Genomic DNA, 26,426 nt, shown 5'->3' on the forward strand with positions numbered 1-26,426 from the left:
GTCTTTTATTTTCCTATATTTCTTAATAGTTCTTAACATCTATCTCTTATTTTTCACTGCTAGAGCAATCGAACCTTTAACTGCTTGTTCATCATCAAGTTTCGGTGGAACAATTAATTCATCTACATCGTTCACTTCCAAATAGTCGTTTAACAACTTCATAAACTGCTCGCGAACCATTGCATAAAGCCTTTCCTGTTTCAATACTCCGCCACCAATAACCATTTTCTCTGGGGAGAGAATAACATAGATATTCATTAGCCCTTGCGCTAAATAATACGCTTCTATCTCCCATACCTCATCAAGATGTGTAAGTAAATTTGCTTTTCTACCATATCGTTTTTCAATCGCCGTCCCAGAAGCAAGCCCTTCCAAGCATGACCTATGACTCGGACAACTACCTACAAAAGTGTCGTTTGGGTGTTGCTTTAGTAACATATGTCCCATTTCTGGATGATTTTTTCCTTGAAACACTTTCCCTTCCCCAACAAATCCTGCTCCAATTCCAGTTCCTACCGTCATGTATAAACAGCTCTCCGCATGCTTACCAGCACCGTAGTAATACTCACCCAGACAAGCTGTATTCACATCCGTATCCAAATATACAGGAATATTGTATTCGCTTTGCAATTTTTCAAGAAGCGGATAGTAACGCCATTTTGTTTTCGGGGTATTTAAAATGGAGCCATATGTTTTGCTGTTCTTATTCAAATCAACAGGCCCAAACGTACCTACACCCAACGCTTCCATCTCAAATGAAGAAAAGAACTGTTTTGCTGAAGCTAGTGTATCCTCTGGAGAAACAGTTGGAAAGCTCGTCTTTTGAAGAATGTTTCCATTTTCATCGCCAACCGCACAAACGAATTTTGTACCACCTGCTTCAATTGCTCCAATTAACATAAACATCTACCTCCTATAAGCGGGGAAAAGCAACATTTTTTTCTTAATTTTATCTCCATTTCATGTCTAAATATCCATAACTCGACGTACATCCCATTTTTTCACATCAAGCTTTATTTCACCGTCCGCTGTAAACAGAACATTCTCTTCGTTCTCATCGTCAAATACTCGAGAAGTAAACACTTCCTCTCCTTGATTTAGAAAAATTTCTATAGAGGACGTATCTTTTAAAATAAGTATGTCGCTTAGGGTATCTAATTTGCAGTGTCTGCTTTCCATAGTCTGATAACTTGTAAAGCTTTTTCGTTTAAAAGTGAAAACTTTTAATAACGAATCATATATAATTTGAGACCCAGCTATTTGTATATTTAAACAGGATTGCTTCATATCTTCCACAGTTAAATATACAGCAAATGCCTTGTCAACGCATAATGATAACAATTGTTGCGCATTTAATACAACTTCATTAAAACGAACTTCGTTTTCCAGTAACTGTTGAAACTCTTCCACAGGATATTGTAGCAATGTTCCATTTTTCCAATCCAATTGACGCGGAACGGTCAAAGCATGGACCCACCCATTATTTGCTGTAGGAAGCTGGGAAGACCCTTCCTCGGCATTTCCCATCCACCCAATCAATATCCTTCTCCCCTCCTGATCTTGCATCGTCTGAGGGGCATAAAAATCAAAACCTCGATCCAATTCCACAAAAGCATCATGCTCAAAAGACATCGTTTTTTTCTCTATCTCCCCAGCAAAGTACCCAGATTGATAAATATTTTGATATTGAAAGCCTTGTGCAGGTATTCCTTGTGGGCAAACGAGCAGAATATCTTTATTTCCTAATCGAAACAAATCAGGGCATTCCCACATATAACCGAAGTGGTCTAACCCTTGATGTCCGTTACCAGTTAACGTTCCTGCAAATGTCCAATTCCATAAATCAGCAGAACGACATAACACAACCTCTCCATTTTTCGCCTCTGTTTGTGCACCAAGCACCATCCACCAGGATTCATTCATATAGAATACTTTTGGATCACGAAAATGAGCAGTGTAACCGTCTGGAACTTGAATAATTGGTCCCTTTTTTTCAAAATGGATTCCATCATTCGATATTGCCAAACACTGATAAGATTGCCGATTTCCTTCATTATCCCTCACATTCCCCGTATAAAAAACGTACAGTCGATTCTGGTATACAACAGCACTTCCAGAATAACATCCATTTTGGTCATACCATTGATCAGGGAGTAAAGCAACAGGTACTTCTTGCCAATGAATAAGGTCTTTAGATATAGAATGCCCCCAACATTTCACACCATGCTCAACAGCAAAAGGATTCCACTGATAAAAAATATGATATTTTCCTTTAAAAAAGACAAAACCGTTCGGATCATTTAATAGTCCTACTGAAGGCATTAAATGGTAATGCAAACGATAGCGATCTCTTGCTATTAAAGGTTGGTTTTTCTCCATTTGTTTACATACCATATCTTTTGTTACGTTATTATTCATATTCTAAACTCCTAAACTTATATATGATACAAAGAAACTTCAATCTATAAGTGCTCCCTTTCAAAATTAGAGTAAAGCAGGAATCACTTATTTTAATTTTGATAGCCTTTATCCATTGTTTTTCAATTGCTTATCGGAAAATCCAAATAACCAAGTTAGCGCAAATGCTACTCCAACTGCAATGATATTCACAAGTAAATAGGATAGAATTTGCCCATCCAAATACAATAATGTACCTGGAATTATGGTAATAGCCATTCCAGTCCCTTTTAATTCTAACAACATAGCGGAAAAACCTCCTACGCCACCACCAATTAACCCCATAATAAATGGTTTTACATAGCGTAAATTCACCCCAAATATAGCTGGTTCCGTTATACCTAAGAAGGCAGATAATGAAGATGGAAAAGCTAAAGCTTTCAATTTCTTTGATTTTGTTTTTAAACCAACTGCAAGTGCTGCACCACCTTGCGCAGCAATAGAAGCGGTAATAATGGCATTAAATGGATTACTTCCTACATCCTCTAACAGTTTTATTTCTAAAAGATTAAAAATATGGTGAACACCCGTAATGACAATAATTTGGTGCAAAAAACCGATAAGCAAACCAGCTAACCCAAATGGTAAATTTAAAACAGCAAGTGTACCATCTAAAATATAATTTTCTACCACATGGAAAATGGGTCCAATGATAAACAGAGCTGCACCTATCATTATAAGTAACGTTAAAAACGGCGTTATAATTAAATCCAATGCTTCCGGCACACGCTTACGAATTGCACGCTCCAATTTAGCTCCAATAATTCCAGCAATAAACGCTGGAAGTACCGATCCTTGATAACCTACTACAGGTATAAAGCCAAAAAACAGTAATGGTTCAGCACCTTCTGCAACTCCCCAAGCATTTGGTAACGAGGGGCTAACAAGCATTAGTCCAAGTACAATTCCTATAATCGGTGTACCGCCAAATACACGAAACGTGGACCAAGCAACGAGTGCTGGTAAAAAGATAAAAGCCGTGTCCGTTAATATTTGCGTAAACAAGATAAAATTATTAGGAATATCTGCTGGAACGAATCCGAATAAAGCTAAAATTTTCTCCTGCATAAGTAACCCACGTAGCCCCATAAATAAACCTGTTGCTACAAGTACTGGAATAATGGGTACAAACACGTCTCCTAATGTACGAATTGCACGTTGTAACTTATTTCCGCTCTTGCTAGCTTTCTTCGTTTGCTCCTGTTTATTAATCGTAGAAACATGAAGCTTCTCTACTTCTTCATAAATTTGATTTACTGTACCAGTTCCAAAAATAATTTGAAACTGTCCAGAATGAAAAAATGCCCCTTTCACTTTTGCTATGGTTTCCACCTGTTCACGGTCAACTTTGTCCTCATCCATCACCAGTAAACGTAACCTAGTTGCACAATGTGCGATCGATGAAATATTCTCTTTCCCACCAACAGCTTCCAACAGTGCTTCAGCTATTTGTTTGTTATCTAACATTTTATCCCTCCTAATTTTGTGGTATCGATCCCACAAAGCAGATATAATATTGCAACGCTTCACCTTCGCATAAGTGAAATTTTCAATAGAATAACTTGACCTTGGGGCAAATCTTATGGCGGAAAAACGCCCTAGTTTTTCCGCTATACCCCTAAAGTTTCTATACTTTCCTATAGTGGAACAAACGAATATTGACTATTCCCTCTCTATTCTTAAAGAGGGATTTAAAGATAAAACGGTGCATGATTCCATTGTGGGATCGATACCACACCGCATAAAAATAGGTGAAATCGATTTCACCTTTATCATACACTATCTCTAGATAGAAGTCTATAGTCTAATACAAATTTCTTTTGATAATCTTCACCTTGAATAAAAGCTAGTAGCTGTTTAGCCGCTTCTTCTCCTGCTGTTTCGTTTTTGTAATCCACTGTCGTCAAAGGCGGATCGACATATTGAGATAGTTCAGAAGCACCAATGCCTGCAATGGCAATATCTTTAGGTATCTCCATACCAATCCGTTTTACATAACTCATCGCCCCGATTGCAAGTCTGTCTGTAACAGCAAAAATCGCTGTTGGTCGCTGTTTGGAATCCTCTATAATTTTCTTCATCGCTTTACAACCAGAATCAATATCAAACACACCTTTTTGCACCCAAGCTTCTTCAATAGGCAAGTCGTGGGATTTCATTTCATCGTAAAAACCTTTTTTACGAAAACAGCCTACAGCCTGATCTGTTTCATCCACGCCAATAAATCCAATTTGTGTATGTCCTTTATCAACTAAAAAAGCTGTCACGTCTCTGGCAACATGATAATCATCATACGTCACGCATATCACATTTTCTGCTTCCTGACCTACCATTACAAATGGAAGGTTCATGCTTTTTATTTTTTGCGTGAGCTCTGGTTCTGTGTTAGTCGCTATTAATACAATACCATCTACTTGTCTAACAAGGAGATCCAAATATTCAAGTTCCTTCTCCTTATCATGATCCGTATTCGCAAGTAAGATTTGGTATCCGTGCTTAGATAATTCCCTTCCCAGACCTGTTACAACTCTGCTTGGCGTTTCCGTTTGTATGGTTGGTAAAATAACTCCAATTACTTTTGTTTGCTTTGTTCGCAAAGATTTAGCATACCCACTCGGTACATAACCCGTTTCCTCAATTACTTTTTCTACTCTTTTTCTAGCCTCTTCACTCACATAGCCTGAATTATTTAGCACACGAGAAACCGTTGACCTTGACACATTTGCCATTGTTGCAATATCCTTAATCGTTACCAAATAGCTATCCTCCCTACAGCAGTTCTGTTTACATTGTTTTTAATCTTTATGGCTTTAGAAAAACACTACTTTTCTTTCCTGTAGTGTAAAAAAATATCCGCACCTTCTTTAACGATAGACGTTACCACTTTCAATAAAATACCATTTCCCCTGACTTCTTCCGACTACTCCACTTAGTTGCCAGCCTTCCTCACATAAATCTGTTATTTTCTTTGGTACGGACAATGGTCCAATTACCTTATTCCCACCAAACATTGGTTGTAGCCACAGCTTCCCGCTTTCAATGTGGTCAATATAAAAGTACCCTTCCTCTTCTTCTTCATACATTACTTGTGGTGATTTTTTTGTTTCCTCGTAAATAAGATCGGATACTTTTTCAACGGTAGGCAAATTACTCGCCTCTGAGAAATATTCTTTCAGTTCTGCATAAACAGCTTGATGAATATATTGATTATCATATAACCATTTGACTAACTTTTTCATAACACGAAATGCTTTTTTCATAAAATCTTCACTACTCATCACTTTACGGATAATAAAGTAATCTAAAAACTCGCCAAAAACTTTACTTGACAATTGTTCTGCTCCAAATATACGCGTAAAGCTTTCCATATCCTCTTCTATCTCTTTCTCCCAACACTCCAAATTCGCATCATCTAAATAGTTATGCGCGTAATCATTTAAGTAGATTCTAAATAACGACACCACACTTTCATAATCACGAAATGTTTTCGGTTTTAACCGTTGTTTCTGTTCATTTAAGAATTCTTCCAAAATAGCATTAATAGAAATCATTTTTAGCCTCCTAATTTTAATGACATACCTTTGTCAGCCTTATGTTCTCCCCCTCGTCAAGTGGTTGTAAAACACCTATACAAAAGATTTTACAGGAAAATAGCTTGCTGGTAAAACATACAACAAAAAACCTCTTTAACAAAAGGTTGTCCATCTATAAAGAAGAGAAAACAAACGTTGAAACTACATTTTGGATGGATGCTGGATTACTGCAAAGGTTAACAGTAGAATCTGCCATTTTAGGAATATATATTATGAGGGCGTTAATTAATAAGTAGAAGACAATTAACATAGCAGTCATTGTGTCAAAAATTTTAAATTCTAGCAACCGGAAAAATATTCCCCCCTGTATGCTACTTTAAATCAGCCTCTAGTTCTATTGTTACATTTCCTTGTATAGCTCTTGAGATCATACAGCTTTTCTCCGCTTTTTCAACAAGCTTTTGCAGCTGAATTCTTTGTTCTTCGGTCGCTTCTACCTTTAGGGTAACCTTTGGTCGGTGAACAATTTTTTGATATGTAAATACACCTCGTGTAACATCAACAATTCCTTCTGAGTCTAAGCTCATTTCTTCTAAAGGAAGCGCAGCACGTTCAATCATGGCCGCAAGTGTAATAAGGTAACAAGTTGCCGCTGCCCCTAACAGCATCTCATCTGGATTCGTCCCAATACCCGGCCCATCCATTTCCGGGGGGATAGATACGTTAGTCCGTAAATTTCCTGATGCAATATAACCGCTAGAATTTCTTCCACCAGGCCACGTTGCAGTTAAATGAAAACGATGTTCTGCCATTTTTATCACCTCCATTAAAGAATAACAGAATACCCAAATACCTAAACTGGCTACCTCAGAATCTTTAAAGCTGAATCCATCGTTTCACTTATACTATAAAGCCTAATATTTGCGTTGTCTATAGACAAAAATCAGAACAAAAGGATCGAATTGGTATCATTCGATTTTACAAATCATGCTTTGTTATTCTCGCTCATAAAAATGGAAGTGGTTATATTTTTACTGTTTAAATATTCTTTGATCTATATATAAGCTAGAGACATTTTTAAAGCACTTTTTCCTTCCTATACCTATAGTCCATTGCCTCTAAAAAAATGGAAAAACCCTAAAAATAATAGCTCATTTCATGATATAATGAATGGGCATTTATAAATGAAGTAATAAAAGGGGAGAGGAATTTGGCATTAACAGATCACGAAAAACTACTCGTAAGCTCAGAATTGAACCGAAAAGGTAAAAACATGCTTTTAGCGTATGTATTACTTATCTTCTTAGGTACCTTAGGTATACATCGATTCTACCTTGACAAAAAAGGGACTGCTATTACGCAACTTATACTCAGTGTTGTAGGTGGGCTTACAGCAATCATTCTTATTGGGTTTATCCCTCTTATTATCGTGGGCATATGGCTTTTCATCGATCTATTCTTAGTTCCAGGTATGGTCGAAAAAGAAAATGAACGTATTGAGCAAGAAATCATTCGAAATTTACGTTAAATGATGTCATTCATTTACATTTCATAAAACTTGGCTATCGCCAAAATCTTTATGACAATAAAGCGTCAAAACTCTAAAAAATTCATGCTTTCCTATAGTTAAATAAAGGTGAACGGCAATCCAAGCCGTCTCCTTTATTTTTCTTTTACCCGACTCTCTTTGAAACTTTGAAAAAACATCTTTATCTCCAAATCTTTTCAGCTTGAATAGAAACTCGCCTGTACGTGCAATGCCTATTCTAATAGATGAGTTTTTGCAAGTACAATCCATGATGACCTACAATACGGTAAACACTACAACCTTAAAAATTACTATAGAGTAAACAAAGCCACCCGCATTAAAACTACGGATGGCTTTATTCCTTTATTTATCACCATTTATTAACGCTGTTCTTTCTTAGAAACTTAGTTTTGGGTTTGATAGCTTTTATTTGCTACCTTATGATCGGCAACAATTAGATAGGTTTCTTCAATTGGATTATTTTCCATAAAGCTTGTTAATATTTCAAAAACACCTTTTTGTATTCTCCCCTGAGCCTCTACAGTCATACCTGAATAATGAACAGTAAGACCTGTTTGTTCAAGAGAACGCCAAGGATGGTTCTTTGGTGCCGGTTGTGGATACCAAACGTCACCACCATAACGAACCTTACCACGATTAACTGCCTCTGCAATAGCATTTCGTTCTACAATTCCACCTCTAGCGCAATTCACAAGTACAGCACTATCTTTCAAGTTACAAATGACGTCTTTATCAAATTTATTTTTCGTATCCTTTGTTAACGGTGATTGAATAATAATTACATCAGATGTTTTTACTAAAATATCAAAATCAACATATTTAATTCCTAGCTTCTCTTCTATATCTTCTTTACGATAAGGATCATTATATTGTAAATGTACCTCAAATGGCTTTAATCTCTCTGCCGTTAATTGGCCAATACGACCAAATCCAAAAATACCAATTGTTTTACCAAACATGTCATGTGCTTTAGCACCTACTTTAGGTAAATCCCACTCTCCTTCTTCAGCTTGTCTATGTCCTTCTTCATAATTTCTTAGTAGCAACAGTGCTTCCATAACGTTTTGCTCCGCTACACTTACATTATTACTCCCAGGTATTTCGGCTACTGTAATCCCTTTGTCTATAGCAGCATCAAGATCGACATGGTCTGATCCAATTCCAGCAGTAATAGCTAGCTTTAAGTTTTTCGCTTTATTTGCCCTTTCTTTCGTAATATAAGCTGGAAGAAATGGTGATGAAATGACTACATCCACATCTTCAATGTAATCGTCCACTTCTTTATCACTGGTAACAATCGTTAATTTATGCTCTGTATTCTTTAGGAATTCATCTAGCCCCAATGTCTTTTCTTTGGATAATAATTGTGTAGCAGTTGTAGCTTCTGGAAAAAGTGCTAGGATCTTCATGTGTAACTCCCCCTCGTATATATTGTATAATTTGATCCATATGTTAGATTTACCACTTTTTTACTTTTATTAAACATTTTCATTCAAATGTACCATTCCATACTACTCTACTCACTATTTTCCTTCTACATACTTTAGGAAATCTCAATAAAGAACAGAAAAAATCTTTAAATTGTATATGTTTTTTATAAAAAAATGTAATTATATGTAAAAATATAAGTATATATAACTATTTAATAATAAAAAACAGTTCTATTTACCTAAAAAAAGTGGTTGACTCACCTTTTTATTCCATTGTATATTAATTTTGAACAATAAAAAGATAAAGAAAGAAGTGAAATGAAGCTATAATGTGAAGTGTTATACAACATGATATTAACTTTTGGAATCGTTTAACTGGCAGGAATTTTTTAATCAGATGGGTTGATTTGGCTTGACCTCTCCTCTCCTTTCAAATGCAAGCATCCAAAGGTTAAATAACAAATGGAGGTGAAATAAAAATATTTTTTCTGAATAATGATACAAAACCAACTTTCATTGAACTAAAACGGTAATTAATTTCAGCACCTAAATTCAAGCACAAATAATTTGTGAAATTTATCACAATATAACTATGGGTTTGAAAGGTAAAAACCCCTGTAAGCCGAACGTTTGTTAGTAAATGATCGCTGCTACTAAACTAACATTTTACATCAATTCAAGAAACACTGAACTTAGAAAGGAGCGTTTTTTATGAAGAAAAAAATACTATCATGTTTAATGATTCTAGTTGTTCTATTTACTGTCTTTATACCCCAAAGCGCATTTGCAGAATCAAAAGAGAGTTTGCGGAGCGTGACTTTTTCCAATTGGATAAGGACATTAGGTTCTCAATACCCACTGCTTCAAGCTTATGGATTAGTAATTTTAAAGCAGCCAGATCTAAACGTCAAAAACATGAGTAGCTTATCAAATAACCAGTATATAGCAAGGAATAACGTTCGTGAATGGCTAGATGAATACAGTTCAAAACTCATTTACATTAATGAAAATATGAATGGATTAACACAAAGAGTCGATTATTACTACGACCGCCTTTATGATTTATCGGAACAAATAGATAGTAATGAACAGGCTAAAAATTCCTTTTTAAGTCGATATAACCGACTACAGAGAGTCATGGATGATGTACAATACAAAATGGAAAGAACCTCCATGAATTTACAAGCTTATCATGACCTATTAGAAGAAGATAGCAACAATTTTTCCAAAAAAGCAGATCAAGCAATTGCTTCATTGAACGGCGGAGATGGCAAAGCAACAACAATAAGATCAGCTATCAAAGCAAATATGGAAGATATTCAAAATGAACTAGTAAAAATACTCAATAACCCGGACGAAGTATATGACTTCTCTTTTAAACTAGGTACAGAGATTTACAACACGGTGAAAACGGGAGCGGAAACCAAAACGGTAGATGTAGCGTCTATTGAAGCTTTAGGAAAAACATTAATGAGTTCCGAAGATCTGGATACAAAAGAATCTTATTCTACTATTCGCCAAAAACATAAAACCGTTACTTCATTAATGAAACAGCTATCGGAAATTGAACATCAAGCAACAGAGGTTACCATTACAGAAGATCAACTATTTGGATTTTCTTCCATGGTTGAACGCCAAATCACTATCTTTAATTATATAGTAAATGAATTTACTGAACTAAATCATATTATGGGCAATTTAAAAGAAGATATTATAGAAGGCAACATTACTCCATCTGAAATAAAGCGACAACTTAGATATTACAAAGATATAATGGATGAAATAGATAAGCAAACAGGACAATTTGAAGAATTTACTACATCAGTTAAATACTAATCATTTTGTGTTAGGAGGGAATACGAATGGCAAAAAAATTTTTAAAACCTATTTTACAAGTAGCAGTGGCAACAACATTAATATTTAGTAGCGTTGCTCCTTCCTACGCTTCTGCTAGTGTAGCTGAAAATAATCACCAAGCAGACAAAGTTAGTGACTTAGCCAATCAATATAAAAAATATGAACTAGGGCCAGAAGGACTAAGACAAGCACTCGAGACAACAGGATCTAATGCGCTGGTTATGGATTTATATGCTTTGACAGTTTTAAAACAGCCAGATATCAAGTTTACTAATGTTGTTATCATCGACAATAACTTACAAAATAAAATCATATCTGATCAAAGTATTGCAAGAGAGAATGCAAAAGTATGGTTAGATCAATTAAAACCACAATTAATTAAAACGAATGAAAATATTATAAATTATGATAATCGTTTCGAAGGGTACTATGATAAGCTAATAGAAGCCGCAGAAAACAAAGATAAAGATGCCTTAGAAGCTAGAATAAAAAGACTATCGAGGAGCGTTTCCAAAAACAAACAAGAAGTCGACCAATTAATTGTCGATTTAAAAGAATACAGACAAAAATTACAGTCTGATACACAAAATTTAAAAGAAGATACAAATAGGCTTTCCTCTATTTTAACGGGCGAAGATGCAGGTATACCGCTTTTAAAACAACAAATTGAATCTTACCATGATGCGATTAGTAAATATAACAAAGTATTAATAGCCTCTTCTGTCTCTACATCATTAGGACCTATAGCTATTGCAGGAGGAATCGCTGTAATTGCTACAGGCGCAGGAACGCCACTTGGTGTTGCTCTTATAGCAGGCGGAACTGGACTAACTGGTGGAGGAATTACGGGTATTGTATTAGCCAAACAAGGAATTGATGAAGCAGAGTCAGAAATTAAATCTATAACCAAAGAATTAACAGATACAGAAATTCAATTAGCGTTAGCAACAGGAATAAAACAACAGACGAATAATTTAACCAAGACGATTGATCTAGCAATTGACTCTTTACAAAACATTTCAACGCAGTGGAGTACGATGGATGCAAAATATAGAAGTTTACTTAGCGATATTGATTTTATGAGTCCTGAAGACCTTGATCTTATTAAGGAAGACTTATCTATTGCTAAAATGAGTTGGAGTAATATTCGAGACTATGCGCAAAAATTATATGTAGAAGAAATTAAAGTTGTCGATAATCAATAAAATGCAACTTAGGATATAAAATGAACCAACAATCAGTCTAGGAGTTCATCCCTCCTTCACTGATTGTTGGTAGCTTAAACTTTTGCTTATACTTTAAAATCTAAAGAACGCTAACAAAACACGCAGTTCATGCTGTAATCTTCCACTTAGATTAACCTAAAGGCAGATTACAGCACGTTATATTCGGAATAACAGGTGATAAATATGCAAACCAAAGTAATGAAACAAATATTTATTTGCTCCATCATAACAACTTTTTTAGTAACCTATTCGTTACCACAAACAATGATTTATGCAGCTGAACAAACAGAAACAATGAAACCCGATTCAGAAAAGATAATAAAGAATTTAGAAGAATTGGCTACTAGTATAGCGAGTATAGACTCCTATGCAACAACTATCCAAAACGAACCAAAACCCAATTTAACAAATTTAAATGCTGTAAGTGACAAATTAAAACGTAACATAAACAATCATTTTGCCGATGCTAAAAACAACGCTACGTATTGGACAAGTAGTTTAAAGCCTTCCATGAACACATTTCTAGAAAGTATTGGACATTTTAACGATGTATTTCAAGAAAGGCATTCTACATTATTAGCTGCTTTGGAGAATAATGACAAAGAAAAGATACGTGCTGAGGTAGAACGGCTTAATGATAATATTGTAAGACAAAGCGAAAACGCAGAAAGATTAGTTAAAAATTTAACCCAATTTCGAGATAATGTAACGAAGGATACACAACGTTTCAAGAACAATTCTAATCAATTAGAAGTCCAAACCATATCATCTTCACAGGCTGATATACCTCTTTTAAAGAGAAAAATTAATTATTATAATGATGTCATTGATAATACTGATTATAGAATAGCGGCTGGTTCATTAGCGTGCGCTTCCCTGATTGGCTGTATTTGGGGAGGAATTGAGATTGATAACGCTACAAGTGATAAACGAGATGCAGAATATCAAATAGACAAACTTAAAGCAAAAATAGATGGGATTGAGAAAGAAATAGCTACGATAACAGACATACAAAGTAAACTAACAAATATGGTTCAAAAAATTGATACAGCTATCGATTCCATCCAAAATTTAACAAATTACTGGTACCTCATGAACTCTAAATACCAAAACTTGCTGGACGATGTCCGTATATTAAATCCAGGAGAGTTAGATCTTTTAAGAGAGGATATGCAAATTGTAAGTAGAAGTTGGGAGCAAATTAAACAGTTTGCCAAAAACCTAGCTCAAGCATTAAAATAATACAATAGCACGATACACGTTTATTCCTATTAAAATATTTGATGTCACTTTTATTACACATAAACAGTGAGGGTTTTTCCCTCACTTCAAAGTGGCGAAAAACAGAATGAAAGGAGAAAAACACATATGACATTTGAAGAAGTATTACCTGAATTAAAATCTGGTAAGAAAGTGATTCGTAGTGGATGGAATGGCGCCGAAGTATATGTAAAGCTCGTTGAAGAAAGTAAGCACGATGGTGAAAAGCTTCATCCATACTTTTTAATCAATGTCTCTGGAGAAGGCTATACCATGTTCACCCCTACTGTATGTGATATTCTTGCTGACGACTGGACCATCATTGAATAATATGAATGTTTTTGGAGGTTGTATATGAAGTTTGATGAATATACAGGACAAACTGTTTTTATCACTGGTGGCGCTTCGGGTATAGGAAAAGCGCAAGCTGTCTGTTTTCTAAGAAATGGCGCTAATGTATTTGTCTTCGATAAAGAGAAAAAAAACGTAGCAGAAATGGAAGAACAATATAGCGGACAATTCACCTATGCGTTAGGAAGTGTTACGGATAAAGCGTCTGTCCAAAGAGCTGTGCAACACGCATTACATAAATTTGAACGCATTGATATTTTACTAAATACAGCGGGGATACTGGATGGATATGTAACTACATTAGAAACAGAAGAATGGTTATGGGATAAGGTTATGGACACAAATGTAAAAGGAACCTACCTTGTAACCAACGTCGTACTTCCTTATATGCTTCAGCAAGAAAGCGGAGTTATCATCAACATGTCATCCATTGCAGGCTTTGTTGCTGGTGGCGGTGGTGCTGCGTATACTGCTTCTAAGCATGCCATTATAGGTTATACCAAACAATTGGATTATGACTATTGCAGAAAAGGAATTCGAGCTAACGCGATTGCACCAGGTGCGATTAAAACGCCAATGAACAAAGCGGATTTTTCTGGAGATGGAAAAATCGCCGAATGGGTAGCGAATCAGACACCTGCTGGGAGATGGGCAGACCCCATAGAAGTAGGCGAGCTCACGCTTTTTTTAGCAAGTAGGGCTGCTGATTATATGCATGGTGTCGTTATTCCTATTGACGGCGGATGGACCAATAAATAATTCTATTATTGCGCAAGCTGTTTCGTTCTAATATAATAGTGTAGCAAACATAACAAAGATGTACTGCAACACTTCCTTCTTTGGTTGCAGTTATTACTAAAATAGCTAGATGCTATTTTACAAAGGAGAAATATAAATGCATAAGTTAATATCTCAAACATCTTCACCAACGATGATCTCCGAGCTAACTAAAATTGCCATTATTAGTTCCCTCTATGTGATTGTTACCATTTCTCTCGCTCCAATAAGTTTTGGTGCTATTCAGTTTCGTTTATCTGAAATGTTTAATTTTCTAGCATTGTATCATAAGCGTTACGTTATTGCCGTCACTTTCGGAGTTGTTATTGCCAATTTCATGTCCCCTACTTGGTTCTTTGATGTTCCAATTGGTAGCATTTCTACTTTTCTTGTGTTAATTTTTTGTAGACATGTAACCCAACAAATGAAAAATGACATACTAAAAATAGCTACAACAGCTATTATTTTTGCTGTCTCCATGTTCACAGTTGCAACACAATTAACGCTCCTATTTGACTTGCCTTTCTTTTATACATGGTTAACCGTCGGCATCGGGGAACTATTATCCATGACGATTGGTGGAATAGTGATATACTGGTTAGCAAAGAGAGTAGATTTCACAAAATAATAGGTAGCTAAGTTTCTCTCAAACAAGCCTTCCTAAGTGAACGGCTTGTTTTTTATTTCACCCTAATTATTCATTCTAAAAATAGGCGCAGAAAAAATTTAAAAGGATGATATCTAACAAAAATACGCTAGCTCCATAATTTATTCTATCTGTAAAATTTTGATTCGTTGTAATACCTTCCAGAAAAAAGCTTAGTACACAAAGCTAGACGATAGTTTGAGGTGCAAATTTTGTCCTGTTTTAACCAACCTACTAGCAACTTTAAACATTGATAATAACTTATCATAGGGCAATGGAGTGAAGTCGCTATTCGGTTATTTCGTTATACTTAAGCACCTAATTTTTATACTTTCTTATCTTGAAACTAAGGCTCGGAGCGTCTTTATTCTCACATCATTGTGTTGACAACAAAAGGACTAATGTATATCATATGACTAAATAAACAATTTTAGTCACACAGTACATAAGGAGGTATAAATTTGGCTACCGCTTTCTCCAACAACGAAAAAGAAATAATTAGAGGAAAACTGCAACAGGCTGCAAAGGAATGCCTCGGGAAGTATGGCGTTAGGAAAACGACCGTCGATCACCTTGTCCAAATAGCTGGCATATCAAAGGGTGCCTTTTATAAATTTTATCCCAAGAAAGAAATCCTGTTTTTTTACGTCTTAGAAGACTATCAAAAATCACTCATGAAAGAATTAGCAAACAGACTTGAGAAAGAGCTTACCATAGGAGTGGAGCAGTTCACTAATTTCATTTTTCAGTTATATCAAAATGTAAAACAATCTTTTCTGATGAATCTTATTCAACAGCAAGAATTAGAGTACCTCATGAGAAAAATCCCGCCAGACATCATAATGAACCACCACTCATTAGATGCTATGTTTATGGAGCAAGTTTTTTCTTATATAAAGATAAAAGACCATGTAAATAAGCGTGTTGTCGCAGCTTCATTAAGATCGATTTTCATGAGCATGATGTACATGGAAGAAATCGGTGAGCAAGAATTTGATGAAGTTCTAAAGCTTTTAATTAAGGGAATCGCTCTGCAAATTATAGAGGAGGTTGAGACATGAATGACGTTATTTATACAGAAAATCTAACAAAAGCATATGGGCAAACCTTTGCAGTTAATAACGTTGATTTATCTGTTGCGAAAGGCGAAATCTATGGTTTTTTAGGTTTAAACGGTGCTGGAAAAACGACAACTATCCAAATGCTATTAGGTATGATCACACCTACTTCTGGAAAATGCTACCTCAATGGAGAAAAAGTTCATTCTAAAAATAAGGACATTTGGCGTCATGTCGGTTATATGGTGGAAACACCCTATTCCTATCCAGAGTTAACGGTAAGAGAAAACCTTGACGTTATCTGCAAACTAAGAGGGATTAGAGACAAAAGTTGTGTCGATTGGATCATTAAAAACTTAAAATTAGAAGCCTACACTGCTAAAAAAACAAAACAACTATCTATGGGAAATAACCAAAGACTTGGAATAGCAAAAGCGCTACTTCACCATCCTCCTATTTTAATATTAGATGAGCCGACGAACGGATTAGACCCTGCTGGCATCGTTGAAGTTCGTCAACTTCTGAAGGAATTAGCCCAAAACAGAGGCGTAACCATTCTCATATCTAGCCATAAGTTGGATGAAATTTCAAAAATAGCTACAAATATAGCCATTATACATCAAGGGATGCTAATCAAAAAAATATCTGGTGAACAACTGGAAAAACAGTTGCACAAAACTTTGCTACTAGATGGAAAAAATAGGTTAGCAATCAAACACACTCTATTGACAGCAGGTTATAAGGTTTCTACGGATAATGAAGAAAACTCACCACTTCAAATGAAGGAAGCAAATGCAGTACATGACCCTGGGCAAATTGCTACATTACTTGTAAATGCTGGGCACCCACCAACATTACTAAAAGTAGTAGAAGAGGATTTAGAAATGTATTTTCTAAGAACCATTCGAGAATTTGGAGGCGATCAACATGAATAAACTTTTCGTCAGCATTTCCGTTGAATTTAAAAAGTTATTTCACTCAAAAATCCCTTTAATAACTTTGCTTACATTTATGCTCATACCTTTTATTGGTGGTTTTTTCATGTTCGTGTTAAAGCATCCGGATTTTGCTGAAAGCCTTGGTTTTATTTCTACCAAAGCACAAATAATGGGGTCAGCGGATTGGTCCTCTTATCTTAGCTTACTTGCACAAGCAATTTCCATTGGCGGATTAATTATTTTTGGTTTTATTATAAGTTGGATCTATGGCAGAGAATACTCCGATCGAACGATAAAAGATTTATTAGCACTACCACTATCTAGAAGTACCATTGTATTGGCAAAGTTTTTAACAGCCTTTATTTGGTGTCTTATCTTATCTTTATTTGTTTTATTGGTTGGACTACTTGTAGGAATGATGCTTGATTTACCGCAAGGATCAAAGGAAATAGTAACTCAAGGCATCATCGTCTTTGGTCTTTGTGCCACATTGACCGTACTTCTTTCTACACCAGTCGCTTTTGTTGCAAGTATTGGTCGCGGATACTTATCCCCCCTTGGATTTATGATTTTCACACTCATCTTAGCACAAATAGTTGCAGTAGCAGGATACGGTGCGTATTTCCCTTGGTCTATCCCAGCCCTTGCTAGTGGAGCAGCTGGCAACAAAGCATATATCGTTGAAGAAATCAGTTTAATTATTTTACTTTTCACTAGTGCGTTTGGATTGCTAAGTACGATGCTTTGGTGGCGATTAGCAGATCAATGCTGATAAAAACGCTTCTTTGACAACTGTGCTTATGTAAATACGTAGAAAAACTTAACTTATCGCTAAATCTTATGAGATAAAGAAATCACGGTAAGGAGACGAACAGTGATGATTTATCTTAGGAAAATGAAGTTAAGTCACCTAAGGGGTGGGTGGGGAGCAGACATGGCTATTAAATTAATTCCTTATCCCAAGGACCTTATTTTATACTTTGTCACTAGCGTTGCATTAATTAAATCTGATGATTAAAAATACTAAAAATGTTCAAAAATTAGTGTTCATACAACAAAAAAATCCTTTACAATGGAAGTACAGGTGGTTCCTGTCCAAATCCAAAAGTAAAGGATAACTGCATGGACAAGAATACACTAAAATCATCATTTGGTAAATGGGTTTCACCTATAAATACGAAAAAACTATATGAACAAGTAGAAGAAAATAAACAAGATTACTACACAAAAAAACTGACAACGGAAGCGTATATAAAGTTGCTGTTACTTGCTCAATTACAAGGATTTGAGAGCTTGGAAGAGATGAGCGATGCACTAATAGATGGTGAACTTCAGAAAGTATTGGGGTTTGAATCGATTAGCCCATCGCAACTTTCAAGGAAGAACAATGAAATGAATCCAGCCATCCTTTCCCATTTATTCTTTGATCTTGCATACAAAATCAAAGGTCTCCAATTTAAAAATGGGAAATACATGCCATTAAAAATCATTGATTCTAGCACGCTTCCATTAAACTTAACGAATCATAAGTGGGCGAAATTCCGTAAAACAAAAGCAGGAGTTAAGCTACATTTACGACTTGTATTTATGGATAAGGGCACCGTCTATCCTGAAAAAACTGTGATTACAACAGCCAAAGAACATGACAGAAATCAACTGGAAGTTCTCGTAGATGACAAAGAAGCCATGTATGTGTTTGACCGTGGATATGTTGACTATGAACGATTTGACCGAATGACGGATGAAGGCTACTTTTTCGTGTCCAGACTAAAGAAAAACGCCGTCATTCGTGAAGTAGAATCATTTTCTGTACCTAAAGATGCTACAGCTTTATCCGACAAGATGGTTTACATCGGTTCGACGCAAAATCGCACAGAGAATGTATTCCGTCTACTTGAAGTAGTGGATACAAAGGGGAACATTTTGCGATTAATTACTAACCGTTTCGATCTAAATTCCGAAGAGATTAGTGAAATTTACCGTCAACGGTGGGCCATAGAGCTATTTTTCAAATGGCTCAAACAGCATGTAGAGATCAAACACTTTTATGGTATGAGCGAAACTGCCATTCAAAATCAAATCTTCCTTGCGCTCATTGCTTACTGTTTACATGTACTTATCCAGTTAGAGATGAGGAGTAAGAAGTCCTTACTCCGAATTAGCCGCTGGTTAAATAAAGTGCTGTGGAAACCTGCGTACATCTGGATCCGCAGATTTGACGATAGATCTATTCCGTAAATACATACACTGTCGTTGTTGCTAACAGTTTAATTGTATAATTTTTCCAAATGGACAGCCCACCTTTGCTTAGGTAATGTCTTATTGGCAAAAAATCTTGTGCAAATGATTACTGAATTTTCAAACTAATTTTATGCAACGCTAGTGATACTTTGTATAAGATAAACTCTATTTACACTTATTTAACCATTGATTTTAGACATTTTTTAAGAATCTAAAAGTTATAAAGAAAAAGTTTTTTATGATAGTTAGTGGTCTAAATGGGAACCATTGTAATTTCTTGTTTCTAAACAGTCGCTCAAAACCAATTTAAGGTACTGTTTTATCTCTTATTTAAAGTTTTCAATTACGTTAACTCTCTAATAGGAAATCTTACAGTACCAAATATTAACGTTAAAAAACCTTATTGCTTAGATTCTGATTTTTTCTTTTTTTCCTCCTCTTTCACTCTTTCCGCCTGTATTAATAACCTTTCTCTGTCTGTTGGATACGGGTGACAGGTGAATAAAGTAGCTAAATCCCGATTTTTTTGAATTTCAAGTGGGTCCGTTTCATCAGGAGCAACCACTTGTTGACTGTACACACGATAAGTTAACGTATCGGTCATAGTATGGATATAGAAAATGTCACCATCGTTTAATTCATCGACATTACGAAACATGGCTTTCGTTCCCATACCTCGGTGCCCCGCTAAGACGGTATGATTGCTCTCACCACCAACTGGCAATGATGAGCCTTCAATTTGCCCAATCCCTTTATCAAGGGTTTCTTCTGTAGCTCCTAAAAAAATTGGAATCATCTCTCCAAGTTTTGGAATTTCGATAGCCGCAAACACTTCATCGTCGTCTATTCCAAGACAATTTTTAAATTCAGCCAGCTTTTCTTCATTATCAAGAAATGGATCACGAAAACCTGAACTATCATAAAAGATTTCTTTATTACATGCAGAAGCTTTTTCCATAAGCTTGTTTATTTCCTCTTCGGGTTTTTCTTCTAAGTCAGCCTGAAATTGATCAACTTGTTGTTTTTGTAAGTAACTGTTGACGAGTTTGGCTGCATGCGGATATAAAAAAATCAGAATACCTGCTACAAATAATAAGATGATTGCTTTTTTTCCCTTCATGAGCCTTCCACCTTATTCTTTTTTTTACGACGTTTCAACCACCAAACAAGAATTAAAATTACTAATAGGCCTGCACCACCTGCAATATACCAATAGTTAAACGTATCGGTTACTTCTTCTGTTTCTTTCGCCTTTGATTCATCATAGGGTACTCGCTTTCCTTTCACTAGCATCCGGTGAGTATTCAACATATAAGGTTCACATGTTAATAATGTCATGTATTCTTCATTATCTTCTGTCTGTAGCCACTGCGTTTCATGTGGAAGAACAATTTCTACATCATACACTTCATAAGCATATTTTTCGTTCAACACATTAACATAGAATTGATCTCCTTTGCCAAGCTCATCTAAATTACGAAATAATTTCGCACTAGGCAGACCTCGATGAGCGGTGAGTACGCTGTGAGTCCCTTTTTCTCCTGTAGGTAAGGAAGAATTCTCCATATGCCCCACACCACGTGATAATACATCTTCCCCAGTGCCATGATAAATAGGCAGGTTTGAACCTATTTTAGGAATCTCGATACTTCCAATTGCTGGGTCAATATTTAGTGCATCGTAATAACTTTTATTTCCAGCTGCCTTATTTCCCTCCGCCCCTTCTTCTGAGAAAGGATCAACAAAATCGACTTCGGAATTCTCCAATTTTTTATTATGTTCAGCTGCTTTCTTTTTTTCTTGTTTAATTTCCTCTTCATCCATGTTTTCAACTGTCTCAGCATATTCTTTTACTACAGATTGATGTACTTGTGTCGATAAAATGTTACTTATTATAGGATAGGAAAAGACACCCAATCCAACTAAAAATATGATAATAATTATTACTCGCTTCATCATTTTCCCTTCCTATCGTAAATAAATTTTATACTATTGAATGTATTTCACTACAATGGAAATTATGTTTAGCTTATAGATCAAAAAAAATTAAAAAAAATGATTATTCCTTAGAAAAATATGTAACATGGAAAATAGGAGAAAGAATAATTCTCTCTCCTATTCAACCATTCTTCTAACTAAGCAATAGCTTCTAGCTTTCTACGACGGAAATATAGTGCAAGCGCCATTCCCATTAACGTTAAACCAATAAGTGTGAAAATAATCGTTCCAATACCACCTGTTGTTGGTAGTTCCCAAAGTGACTTCGAGTTTTCAACTTCATAACTCAACTCTTTATTATTTTCTACTTTTACTTCTACAGGTTTTGATAGTAAACGATATGGCTTTTCTTCACCATTTTCTGTAGTATACGTGGGTGCTTTTGTTTCATGAAGCTGATACGTTCCTGGTGTGAGACCAGTAATAGAGAATGTACCATCTTCTCCAGTTACTAAGTTTTCTAATTTGCCATTGAATGCTTCTCCGTTTACTTTAACGACTTCTCCAGCATTAGATGTGTCAATGACATTACCATCCATATCTGTTAATTTAAACTCTGCACCTTTTAGTTTTACATTGTTATCAGAAGCATCCACTTTAATAACGTCTATACCACCTTCTGTAGGTACTACTACTGGTGGTTCTTCTGGATTTGGTGGTTCTATTGGTTCTCCTGGTTCATTTGGTTCATCTGGATCTTCTGGATCGTATGGCTCGTATGGGTCAGGATTGTCTGGATCAGCTGGTCTTGTGTAAGATCCTTTATTGTTATTGAAATGAAGATCAGCCGTATTTTCAATGCCGATTTCGCCTTCTTTTAATTCGGCATCCGGTTTAATTTTTGCTGTAAACGTAATTTTAACGTCCTCACCAGGGGTTAATTGACTCGGATCTTTAATTTCCCAAATTAATGTTTGGCCTTTTTGCTTAAAATCAACATTGGATTTATTTGTACCTTCAATCTTCCATCCACCATCAATACTACCTTCAGAAACAAACTCTAGACGTTCATCTAAAGTATCTGTCACACCAAGTGCTTTATATTTGTTAATATCTTTTGGTGTTTTAATTGTAAGGTTGTACTTATATTCTTTATTACGATCAAAATCCAATTTCTTTTCGCCATTAGCATCCTTGTCAATTTCAGGAGTATTATAGTTTGTTACTACTCCATTTTCATCGACAATTCCATCGACTGTCGTCCACTCTACTACTATATCTTGTAAATTTTCTCCAGCTTTTTTAACTTCAAATGGAATTCTGGTTGTATTTAATGCATATCCTTCTGGAGCTTTCGTCTCTTGGAAATAATACTTTCCTTGTGCTAAACCATCCACTTTAATTTTTCCAGCTTCATTTGTTGTTAGTTCCCCAATCTCATTTCCTTCTTTATCTACAGCAAGGGTACCGTCTTCGTTATATAAGATAAAACTTACACCTGGTAGTGGATTTCCATCTTCATCCTTTTTCACTATTTCCACAGCAGAACGAACGGTTTCATTTTTTGGATATACATGGACATCGTAATTTAATGTAGTGCGATCTTTGTTCGTCATTGGGATATCAACAAAAAATGGATCTGGATTTAAAATAACATTTGCAGGTCCATCTGTTTCAGTAACTTCATAACGACCTAGCTCTAATTCATCTGCTTTGGTGAAAACGACTATTCCATCTTCGCCAGTTTGTTTTTCAATCGTTTTTCCATCAGCTACCTCTGTCCACTTATCTGTTTCCGAATTATATTGATGTGTTTGTTTTAACGTAAATGTTACCCCTTCAACTGGATCTCCTTCTGCATTTTGGCCAGGTAAACCTGTTCCATCTTCACCAGGTGCTGTTCCAGGTTCTTGTTCGAACTTATGAATTGTTAATGACGGATTGTCCTCATCCCCTTTTATTTCCTTGGCAAATGCTGCCTGTGGAAGTAACAAGGATACAATTAAAGTAAAGATTAATGCGATGTTTATTTTCTTTTTTTTCGTTACGTTCATTTAACTTCTCCTCTCATTAATCACACATGAATAATCTTATTTTGATGTTTATAAACATATATAGCTTTAAAATACATCATTACCTTAAAGCGTATTTTCCGTAGATGTTATTTGTTCTTTGGATGTTTGATCTCTTCTTTTTTTTCGTATAAACAGGAGAATGGCTACTAACATTAGCCCAACACCCGATCCATAAAATAGTAACGTTCCAATCCCACCAGTGTCTGGCAAAATCCAACCGTTTTTACTATTTTCTACTTCAATCTCTTCATGAAGGTTTTCGGCAGAAATTTCTACATGGATAGGATTATTTAGCAAACGGTAACCTTCTGGAGCCTTTGTTTCTGTTAGTTCATACTCCCCCCACGACAATTCTTTAAATTCTGCTATACCCGCTTCATTCGTTTCTTGAGATTCTACTATTTCTCCATTAGCATTTTTTAATTCAAAAGTCGCTCCTTGTAAAGTTTCACCGTTTTCATCCACTTTTTGAACCGTTAATGTTCCGAGTTCTTGCTTGTATATATAACGGACAGTCTGCGGATCTTTTTGGAACTTTCCAGTTGCCGGAGCACCTTCCTCGTCTACTTTTACAAATGTATATCCTGAAATATCCTTTTGCTTCGTCGTGTATGTGTCACCAAGTTTACCAGTGAAAATTTCATTGGAGGCTATCTTATTGCCTTCTTCATCCACATATTCTGCAGTGACATCACCAGCAATCAGATCCGTTTCTTTCACGTAACCAAACCAAACCTTTTCTATTGGATTATCTGCTTTTAAACTTACACGTGTTGGGTTTTCACCTACATGCAATGTATAATCAGTCACATCATTTGCTGTTACTTGATACGTTTCATTAAACTTTAATTCTTGCTGATCATTTTCTTGATGGGCTTCTTCATAAAATTGCTCTGCTAAGGATGGATCAGAAACGACATTACCATTCTGGTCAATCGGATCTCCGTCCACATTTACACGATAACCCTTTTTAATAATTTTTCCTTTATCAATTCCTGCTTCTGGAATTGGAAATGGTTTTGTTTGCGGGTCGCCATTTGGATCCGTATAATTTAGCGGTGTATCTTTGTTCGTTGGATATCGTTCATTTCCTTTTGGGTTTTTATCCCAATCAATAGTCACCTTGTACTTTAACGTGTACGTTTCATTCTCCTTAATATCACCTATATCCCAAGTAAACGTTTCTTTTGCTTCATTCCAATTTACTTCTCCATGACTTGCTGAAAAGTTTTTGCCACTGTAACTGCCATCTTTTACGAGGTTGAACATGTCTCCCATTGGGTCAGTTACAACACTATTACTTGCTGCATAGTGCGACAAATCTGCACTAATTTCAGTAAAAATCTGTTGTAATTCATCTTCCGTTCCTTCATAGTAACCTCTGTTTTGGCTATTTTTTAATACATATATTGCTTCTTCGTAATCGCCCACATCTATGCCGATGGAATATATATCGTTGCCAGAAGTCATAATCTGAACTGCTTCAGAAAGAGTTGCAATTCCATTTGTTCTGACTCTGAACCCATCAAGCCAATATGATTCCCATCCTAAGTAGTAAGATGCTCCAGAACCAATTAGTTCATTATAATTAAAATCAGAGAGCATAAAGTTATATCTATTATTCGGCCATGTATACCCCTCTGCCTTCCCCGCTCTAAAACTAAAGGTCGGTTCACCATCACTTAAAAGGACAATCGTTTTTCTGTCTGCATTACTTCTATTCAGTAATTGTTTTGCTTTATGGAGACCTGCCTGGATATTCGTTGCTCCATCTGGTCCTCCAGTTACACGGATTCGTTCAATCGCCCTTTTCAATACTTGTTTTTCGCTATGGCCTTTAAAATCCACATGTCTGTCTGCTTCTGTACCAAACGGCACTAACGCTATTCTAGTCGTTGCATCTTCTGTTAAAAGATTTTCAACAAACTGTTGTGCAGCCTGTTTAGCTTTATGAACACGACTCCCATACATCGTATTAGAACGATCAAATAATAAAACAACATCTGATTTTTGTTTTAAATTTTTTCCTTGAGCCGTTAATTCTATCTCCCATTCTCCATACTCATCAGTTGATTTTGCCTCTTTTAATAACTTTAATGAGCCTGGATTTGGCCAGTTTGTATTTATTTTTGCCATATATTTTGCAGGTGTAGTATACGATGGATACTGCTGTTGCTGCCCCTGTTGTTTTATAGAATCTTTATTTTCAGCTTCTGGTTTTACTGCTTCTTTTTTATTTTTTTCTTTTTCTTCATTCTTTTCTTTTTCTACTTTATTTTCCGATGTTTCTTTGTTCTGTTTTTTCTTCTCAGGTTTCGAACTATCCGGTACTTCCTTTACTTGAAATGAATAATCCTCTTCGAATACTACATTTCCATCTAACTTTCCAGTAATAGCTAAAGCGTTATGAGATTGTTCCAGATTACTTAAAACAAACGCTATTTGTTGCTCGGGTACACCTTTTTCCCCTTTAAGCGTTAACACGTGTTTTTTAGCATTGTAATCTAAAGTAGCTCCTTGTTGTATAGAACGCGTCTTTTCCTCATCATACGTAGCCCCTTTTGGCAGTTTGATTTCAAGCATACGAAATGTGGAAAATTCCGCCTGAACTTGCACAACTACACCCTCTGTAGTTGCCTCCTGATTTGTAAGAATATCTAAGTACGGATCTTTATCGTCTACCTCACCTCCAACTATTGTAGATGTAAACCCTTGTAGCACGAGTACCATAACAATAAAAAACAAAACTACTTTTTTACGAAGAGTTTTTAGTATCAATCTGTTCCCTTCCCTCCTTTCCATTCCTGAAATATTCTAAAGACTTGTTCTAAACAAATAGTAAACATTTCTAAATATTAAATCCTCTACACTTTCATCTCCATTTAAAAAATAAGCGTTAAAAAGCCCTACCTAATGATAGGTAAGGCTTTTTAACGCTTATGATTAATCTTTAATTTGAAAAATATGTTTCCGTATTGTAAAAAAAACTTAACTTATCGCCAAATCTTTATAACGAAAACCGTAGTTTTGCTTATACTATAAACCCCAAAATTTTATGCTTTCCTATAATGTAAAGAAAAAAATGTTTTT

The 26,426-nt window shown here is 35.6% G+C and carries 23 protein-coding genes; 11 read left to right on the forward strand and 12 right to left on the reverse strand.

Going from position 1 to position 26,426, the window contains the following annotated elements:
• Positions 1-39 precede the first annotated feature (39 nt).
• The 6 genes from B2C77_RS15795 to B2C77_RS15825 all read right to left on the reverse strand — a co-directional run bounded on the left by B2C77_RS15795 (position 40) and on the right by B2C77_RS15825 (position 6,802).
• On the reverse strand, positions 40-900 hold the full coding sequence (locus tag B2C77_RS15795) for an ROK family protein (RefSeq protein ID WP_077705792.1): 861 nt from the start codon (positions 898-900) through the stop codon (positions 40-42).
• 66 nt (positions 901-966) lie between these two features.
• Positions 967-2,418, reverse strand: a complete 1,452-nt coding sequence (locus tag B2C77_RS15800) for a glycoside hydrolase family 32 protein (RefSeq protein WP_077705795.1) — start codon at positions 2,416-2,418, stop codon at positions 967-969.
• A 108-nt stretch (positions 2,419-2,526) separates the two neighbouring features.
• Complete coding sequence (locus tag B2C77_RS15805; protein WP_077705798.1) at positions 2,527-3,924, reverse strand: sucrose-specific PTS transporter subunit IIBC; 1,398 nt, start codon at positions 3,922-3,924, stop codon at positions 2,527-2,529.
• Positions 3,925-4,229: 305 nt separating this feature from the next.
• Positions 4,230-5,213: a LacI family DNA-binding transcriptional regulator gene (locus B2C77_RS15815; protein ID WP_077705804.1), complete on the reverse strand. Its 984-nt coding sequence runs from the start codon at positions 5,211-5,213 to the stop codon at positions 4,230-4,232.
• A 108-nt stretch (positions 5,214-5,321) separates the two neighbouring features.
• Complete coding sequence (locus tag B2C77_RS15820) at positions 5,322-6,008, reverse strand: hypothetical protein (protein WP_077705807.1); 687 nt, start codon at positions 6,006-6,008, stop codon at positions 5,322-5,324.
• A gap of 353 nt (positions 6,009-6,361) precedes the next feature.
• Positions 6,362-6,802: an OsmC family protein gene (locus tag B2C77_RS15825; RefSeq protein WP_077705810.1), complete on the reverse strand. Its 441-nt coding sequence runs from the start codon at positions 6,800-6,802 to the stop codon at positions 6,362-6,364.
• Positions 6,803-7,200: 398 nt separating this feature from the next.
• Here B2C77_RS15825 and B2C77_RS15830 point away from each other — a divergent pair, with 398 nt between their 5' ends.
• Positions 7,201-7,518 (forward strand): TM2 domain-containing protein, encoded by a 318-nt coding sequence (locus B2C77_RS15830; protein WP_237342776.1) that lies wholly within the window; start codon positions 7,201-7,203, stop codon positions 7,516-7,518.
• A gap of 21 nt (positions 7,519-7,539) precedes the next feature.
• Here the strand turns inward: B2C77_RS15830 and B2C77_RS15835 are convergent, their stop codons facing one another.
• Positions 7,540-7,788: a hypothetical protein gene (locus B2C77_RS15835; protein ID WP_077705813.1), complete on the reverse strand. Its 249-nt coding sequence runs from the start codon at positions 7,786-7,788 to the stop codon at positions 7,540-7,542.
• 134 nt (positions 7,789-7,922) lie between these two features.
• A complete protein-coding gene (locus tag B2C77_RS15840) occupies positions 7,923-8,948 on the reverse strand; it encodes an NAD-dependent formate dehydrogenase (RefSeq protein WP_077705816.1) in 1,026 nt (341 codons plus the stop codon).
• A 732-nt stretch (positions 8,949-9,680) separates the two neighbouring features.
• On the opposite strand from B2C77_RS15840, the gene nheA reads away from it, so the two are divergent.
• The 10 genes from nheA to B2C77_RS15890 all read left to right on the forward strand — a co-directional run bounded on the left by nheA (position 9,681) and on the right by B2C77_RS15890 (position 19,320).
• Positions 9,681-10,805 carry a non-hemolytic enterotoxin subunit A gene (gene nheA, locus B2C77_RS15845; protein ID WP_077705819.1) on the forward strand — a complete coding sequence of 375 codons (1,125 nt, stop codon included), beginning with the start codon at positions 9,681-9,683 and terminating at the stop codon, positions 10,803-10,805.
• A gap of 26 nt (positions 10,806-10,831) precedes the next feature.
• The gene (gene nheB / locus B2C77_RS15850) at positions 10,832-12,031 is read left to right on the forward strand and encodes a non-hemolytic enterotoxin subunit B (protein WP_077705822.1); all 1,200 of its coding nucleotides are present in this window, start codon (positions 10,832-10,834) and stop codon (positions 12,029-12,031) included.
• Positions 12,032-12,235: 204 nt separating this feature from the next.
• Entirely contained in the window at positions 12,236-13,294 is a 1,059-nt protein-coding gene (gene nheC / locus B2C77_RS15855; protein WP_077705825.1) for a non-hemolytic enterotoxin subunit C, read from the forward strand.
• Between the two features lie 126 nt (positions 13,295-13,420).
• A complete protein-coding gene (locus B2C77_RS15860) occupies positions 13,421-13,642 on the forward strand; it encodes a DUF2829 domain-containing protein (RefSeq protein WP_077705827.1) in 222 nt (73 codons plus the stop codon).
• Between the two features lie 24 nt (positions 13,643-13,666).
• Entirely contained in the window at positions 13,667-14,422 is a 756-nt protein-coding gene (locus B2C77_RS15865) for a 3-oxoacyl-ACP reductase (protein ID WP_077705830.1), read from the forward strand.
• Positions 14,423-14,558: 136 nt separating this feature from the next.
• Entirely contained in the window at positions 14,559-15,068 is a 510-nt protein-coding gene (locus B2C77_RS15870) for a QueT transporter family protein (RefSeq protein ID WP_077705833.1), read from the forward strand.
• A 479-nt stretch (positions 15,069-15,547) separates the two neighbouring features.
• On the forward strand, positions 15,548-16,147 hold the full coding sequence (locus B2C77_RS15875; RefSeq protein ID WP_077705835.1) for a TetR/AcrR family transcriptional regulator: 600 nt from the start codon (positions 15,548-15,550) through the stop codon (positions 16,145-16,147).
• Complete coding sequence (locus B2C77_RS15880) at positions 16,144-17,079, forward strand: ABC transporter ATP-binding protein (RefSeq protein WP_077705838.1); 936 nt, start codon at positions 16,144-16,146, stop codon at positions 17,077-17,079. The genes B2C77_RS15875 and B2C77_RS15880 overlap by 4 nt, the downstream gene beginning before the upstream one ends.
• Entirely contained in the window at positions 17,072-17,854 is a 783-nt protein-coding gene (locus B2C77_RS15885) for an ABC transporter permease (protein WP_077705841.1), read from the forward strand. Before B2C77_RS15880 ends, B2C77_RS15885 begins: the two co-directional genes overlap by 8 nt.
• 350 nt (positions 17,855-18,204) lie before the next feature.
• Entirely contained in the window at positions 18,205-19,320 is a 1,116-nt protein-coding gene (locus B2C77_RS15890; RefSeq protein WP_077702340.1) for an IS4 family transposase, read from the forward strand.
• A 403-nt stretch (positions 19,321-19,723) separates the two neighbouring features.
• Here the strand turns inward: B2C77_RS15890 and B2C77_RS15895 are convergent, their stop codons facing one another.
• From B2C77_RS15895 to B2C77_RS15910, 4 genes are all read right to left on the reverse strand, one after another.
• Entirely contained in the window at positions 19,724-20,443 is a 720-nt protein-coding gene (locus tag B2C77_RS15895) for a class C sortase (RefSeq protein ID WP_077705844.1), read from the reverse strand.
• Positions 20,440-21,279: a class C sortase gene (locus B2C77_RS15900; protein WP_077705847.1), complete on the reverse strand. Its 840-nt coding sequence runs from the start codon at positions 21,277-21,279 to the stop codon at positions 20,440-20,442. Before B2C77_RS15900 ends, B2C77_RS15895 begins: the two co-directional genes overlap by 4 nt.
• Before the next feature lie 179 nt (positions 21,280-21,458).
• Entirely contained in the window at positions 21,459-23,315 is a 1,857-nt protein-coding gene (locus B2C77_RS15905; RefSeq protein WP_077705850.1) for a SpaH/EbpB family LPXTG-anchored major pilin, read from the reverse strand.
• A gap of 84 nt (positions 23,316-23,399) precedes the next feature.
• Complete coding sequence (locus B2C77_RS15910; RefSeq protein ID WP_176087347.1) at positions 23,400-26,114, reverse strand: SpaA isopeptide-forming pilin-related protein; 2,715 nt, start codon at positions 26,112-26,114, stop codon at positions 23,400-23,402.
• Between the last annotated feature and the right edge of the window lie 312 nt (positions 26,115-26,426).

Source organism: Virgibacillus dokdonensis (genome assembly GCF_900166595.1).
Lineage (GTDB): Bacteria > Bacillota > Bacilli > Bacillales > Amphibacillaceae > Virgibacillus > Virgibacillus dokdonensis.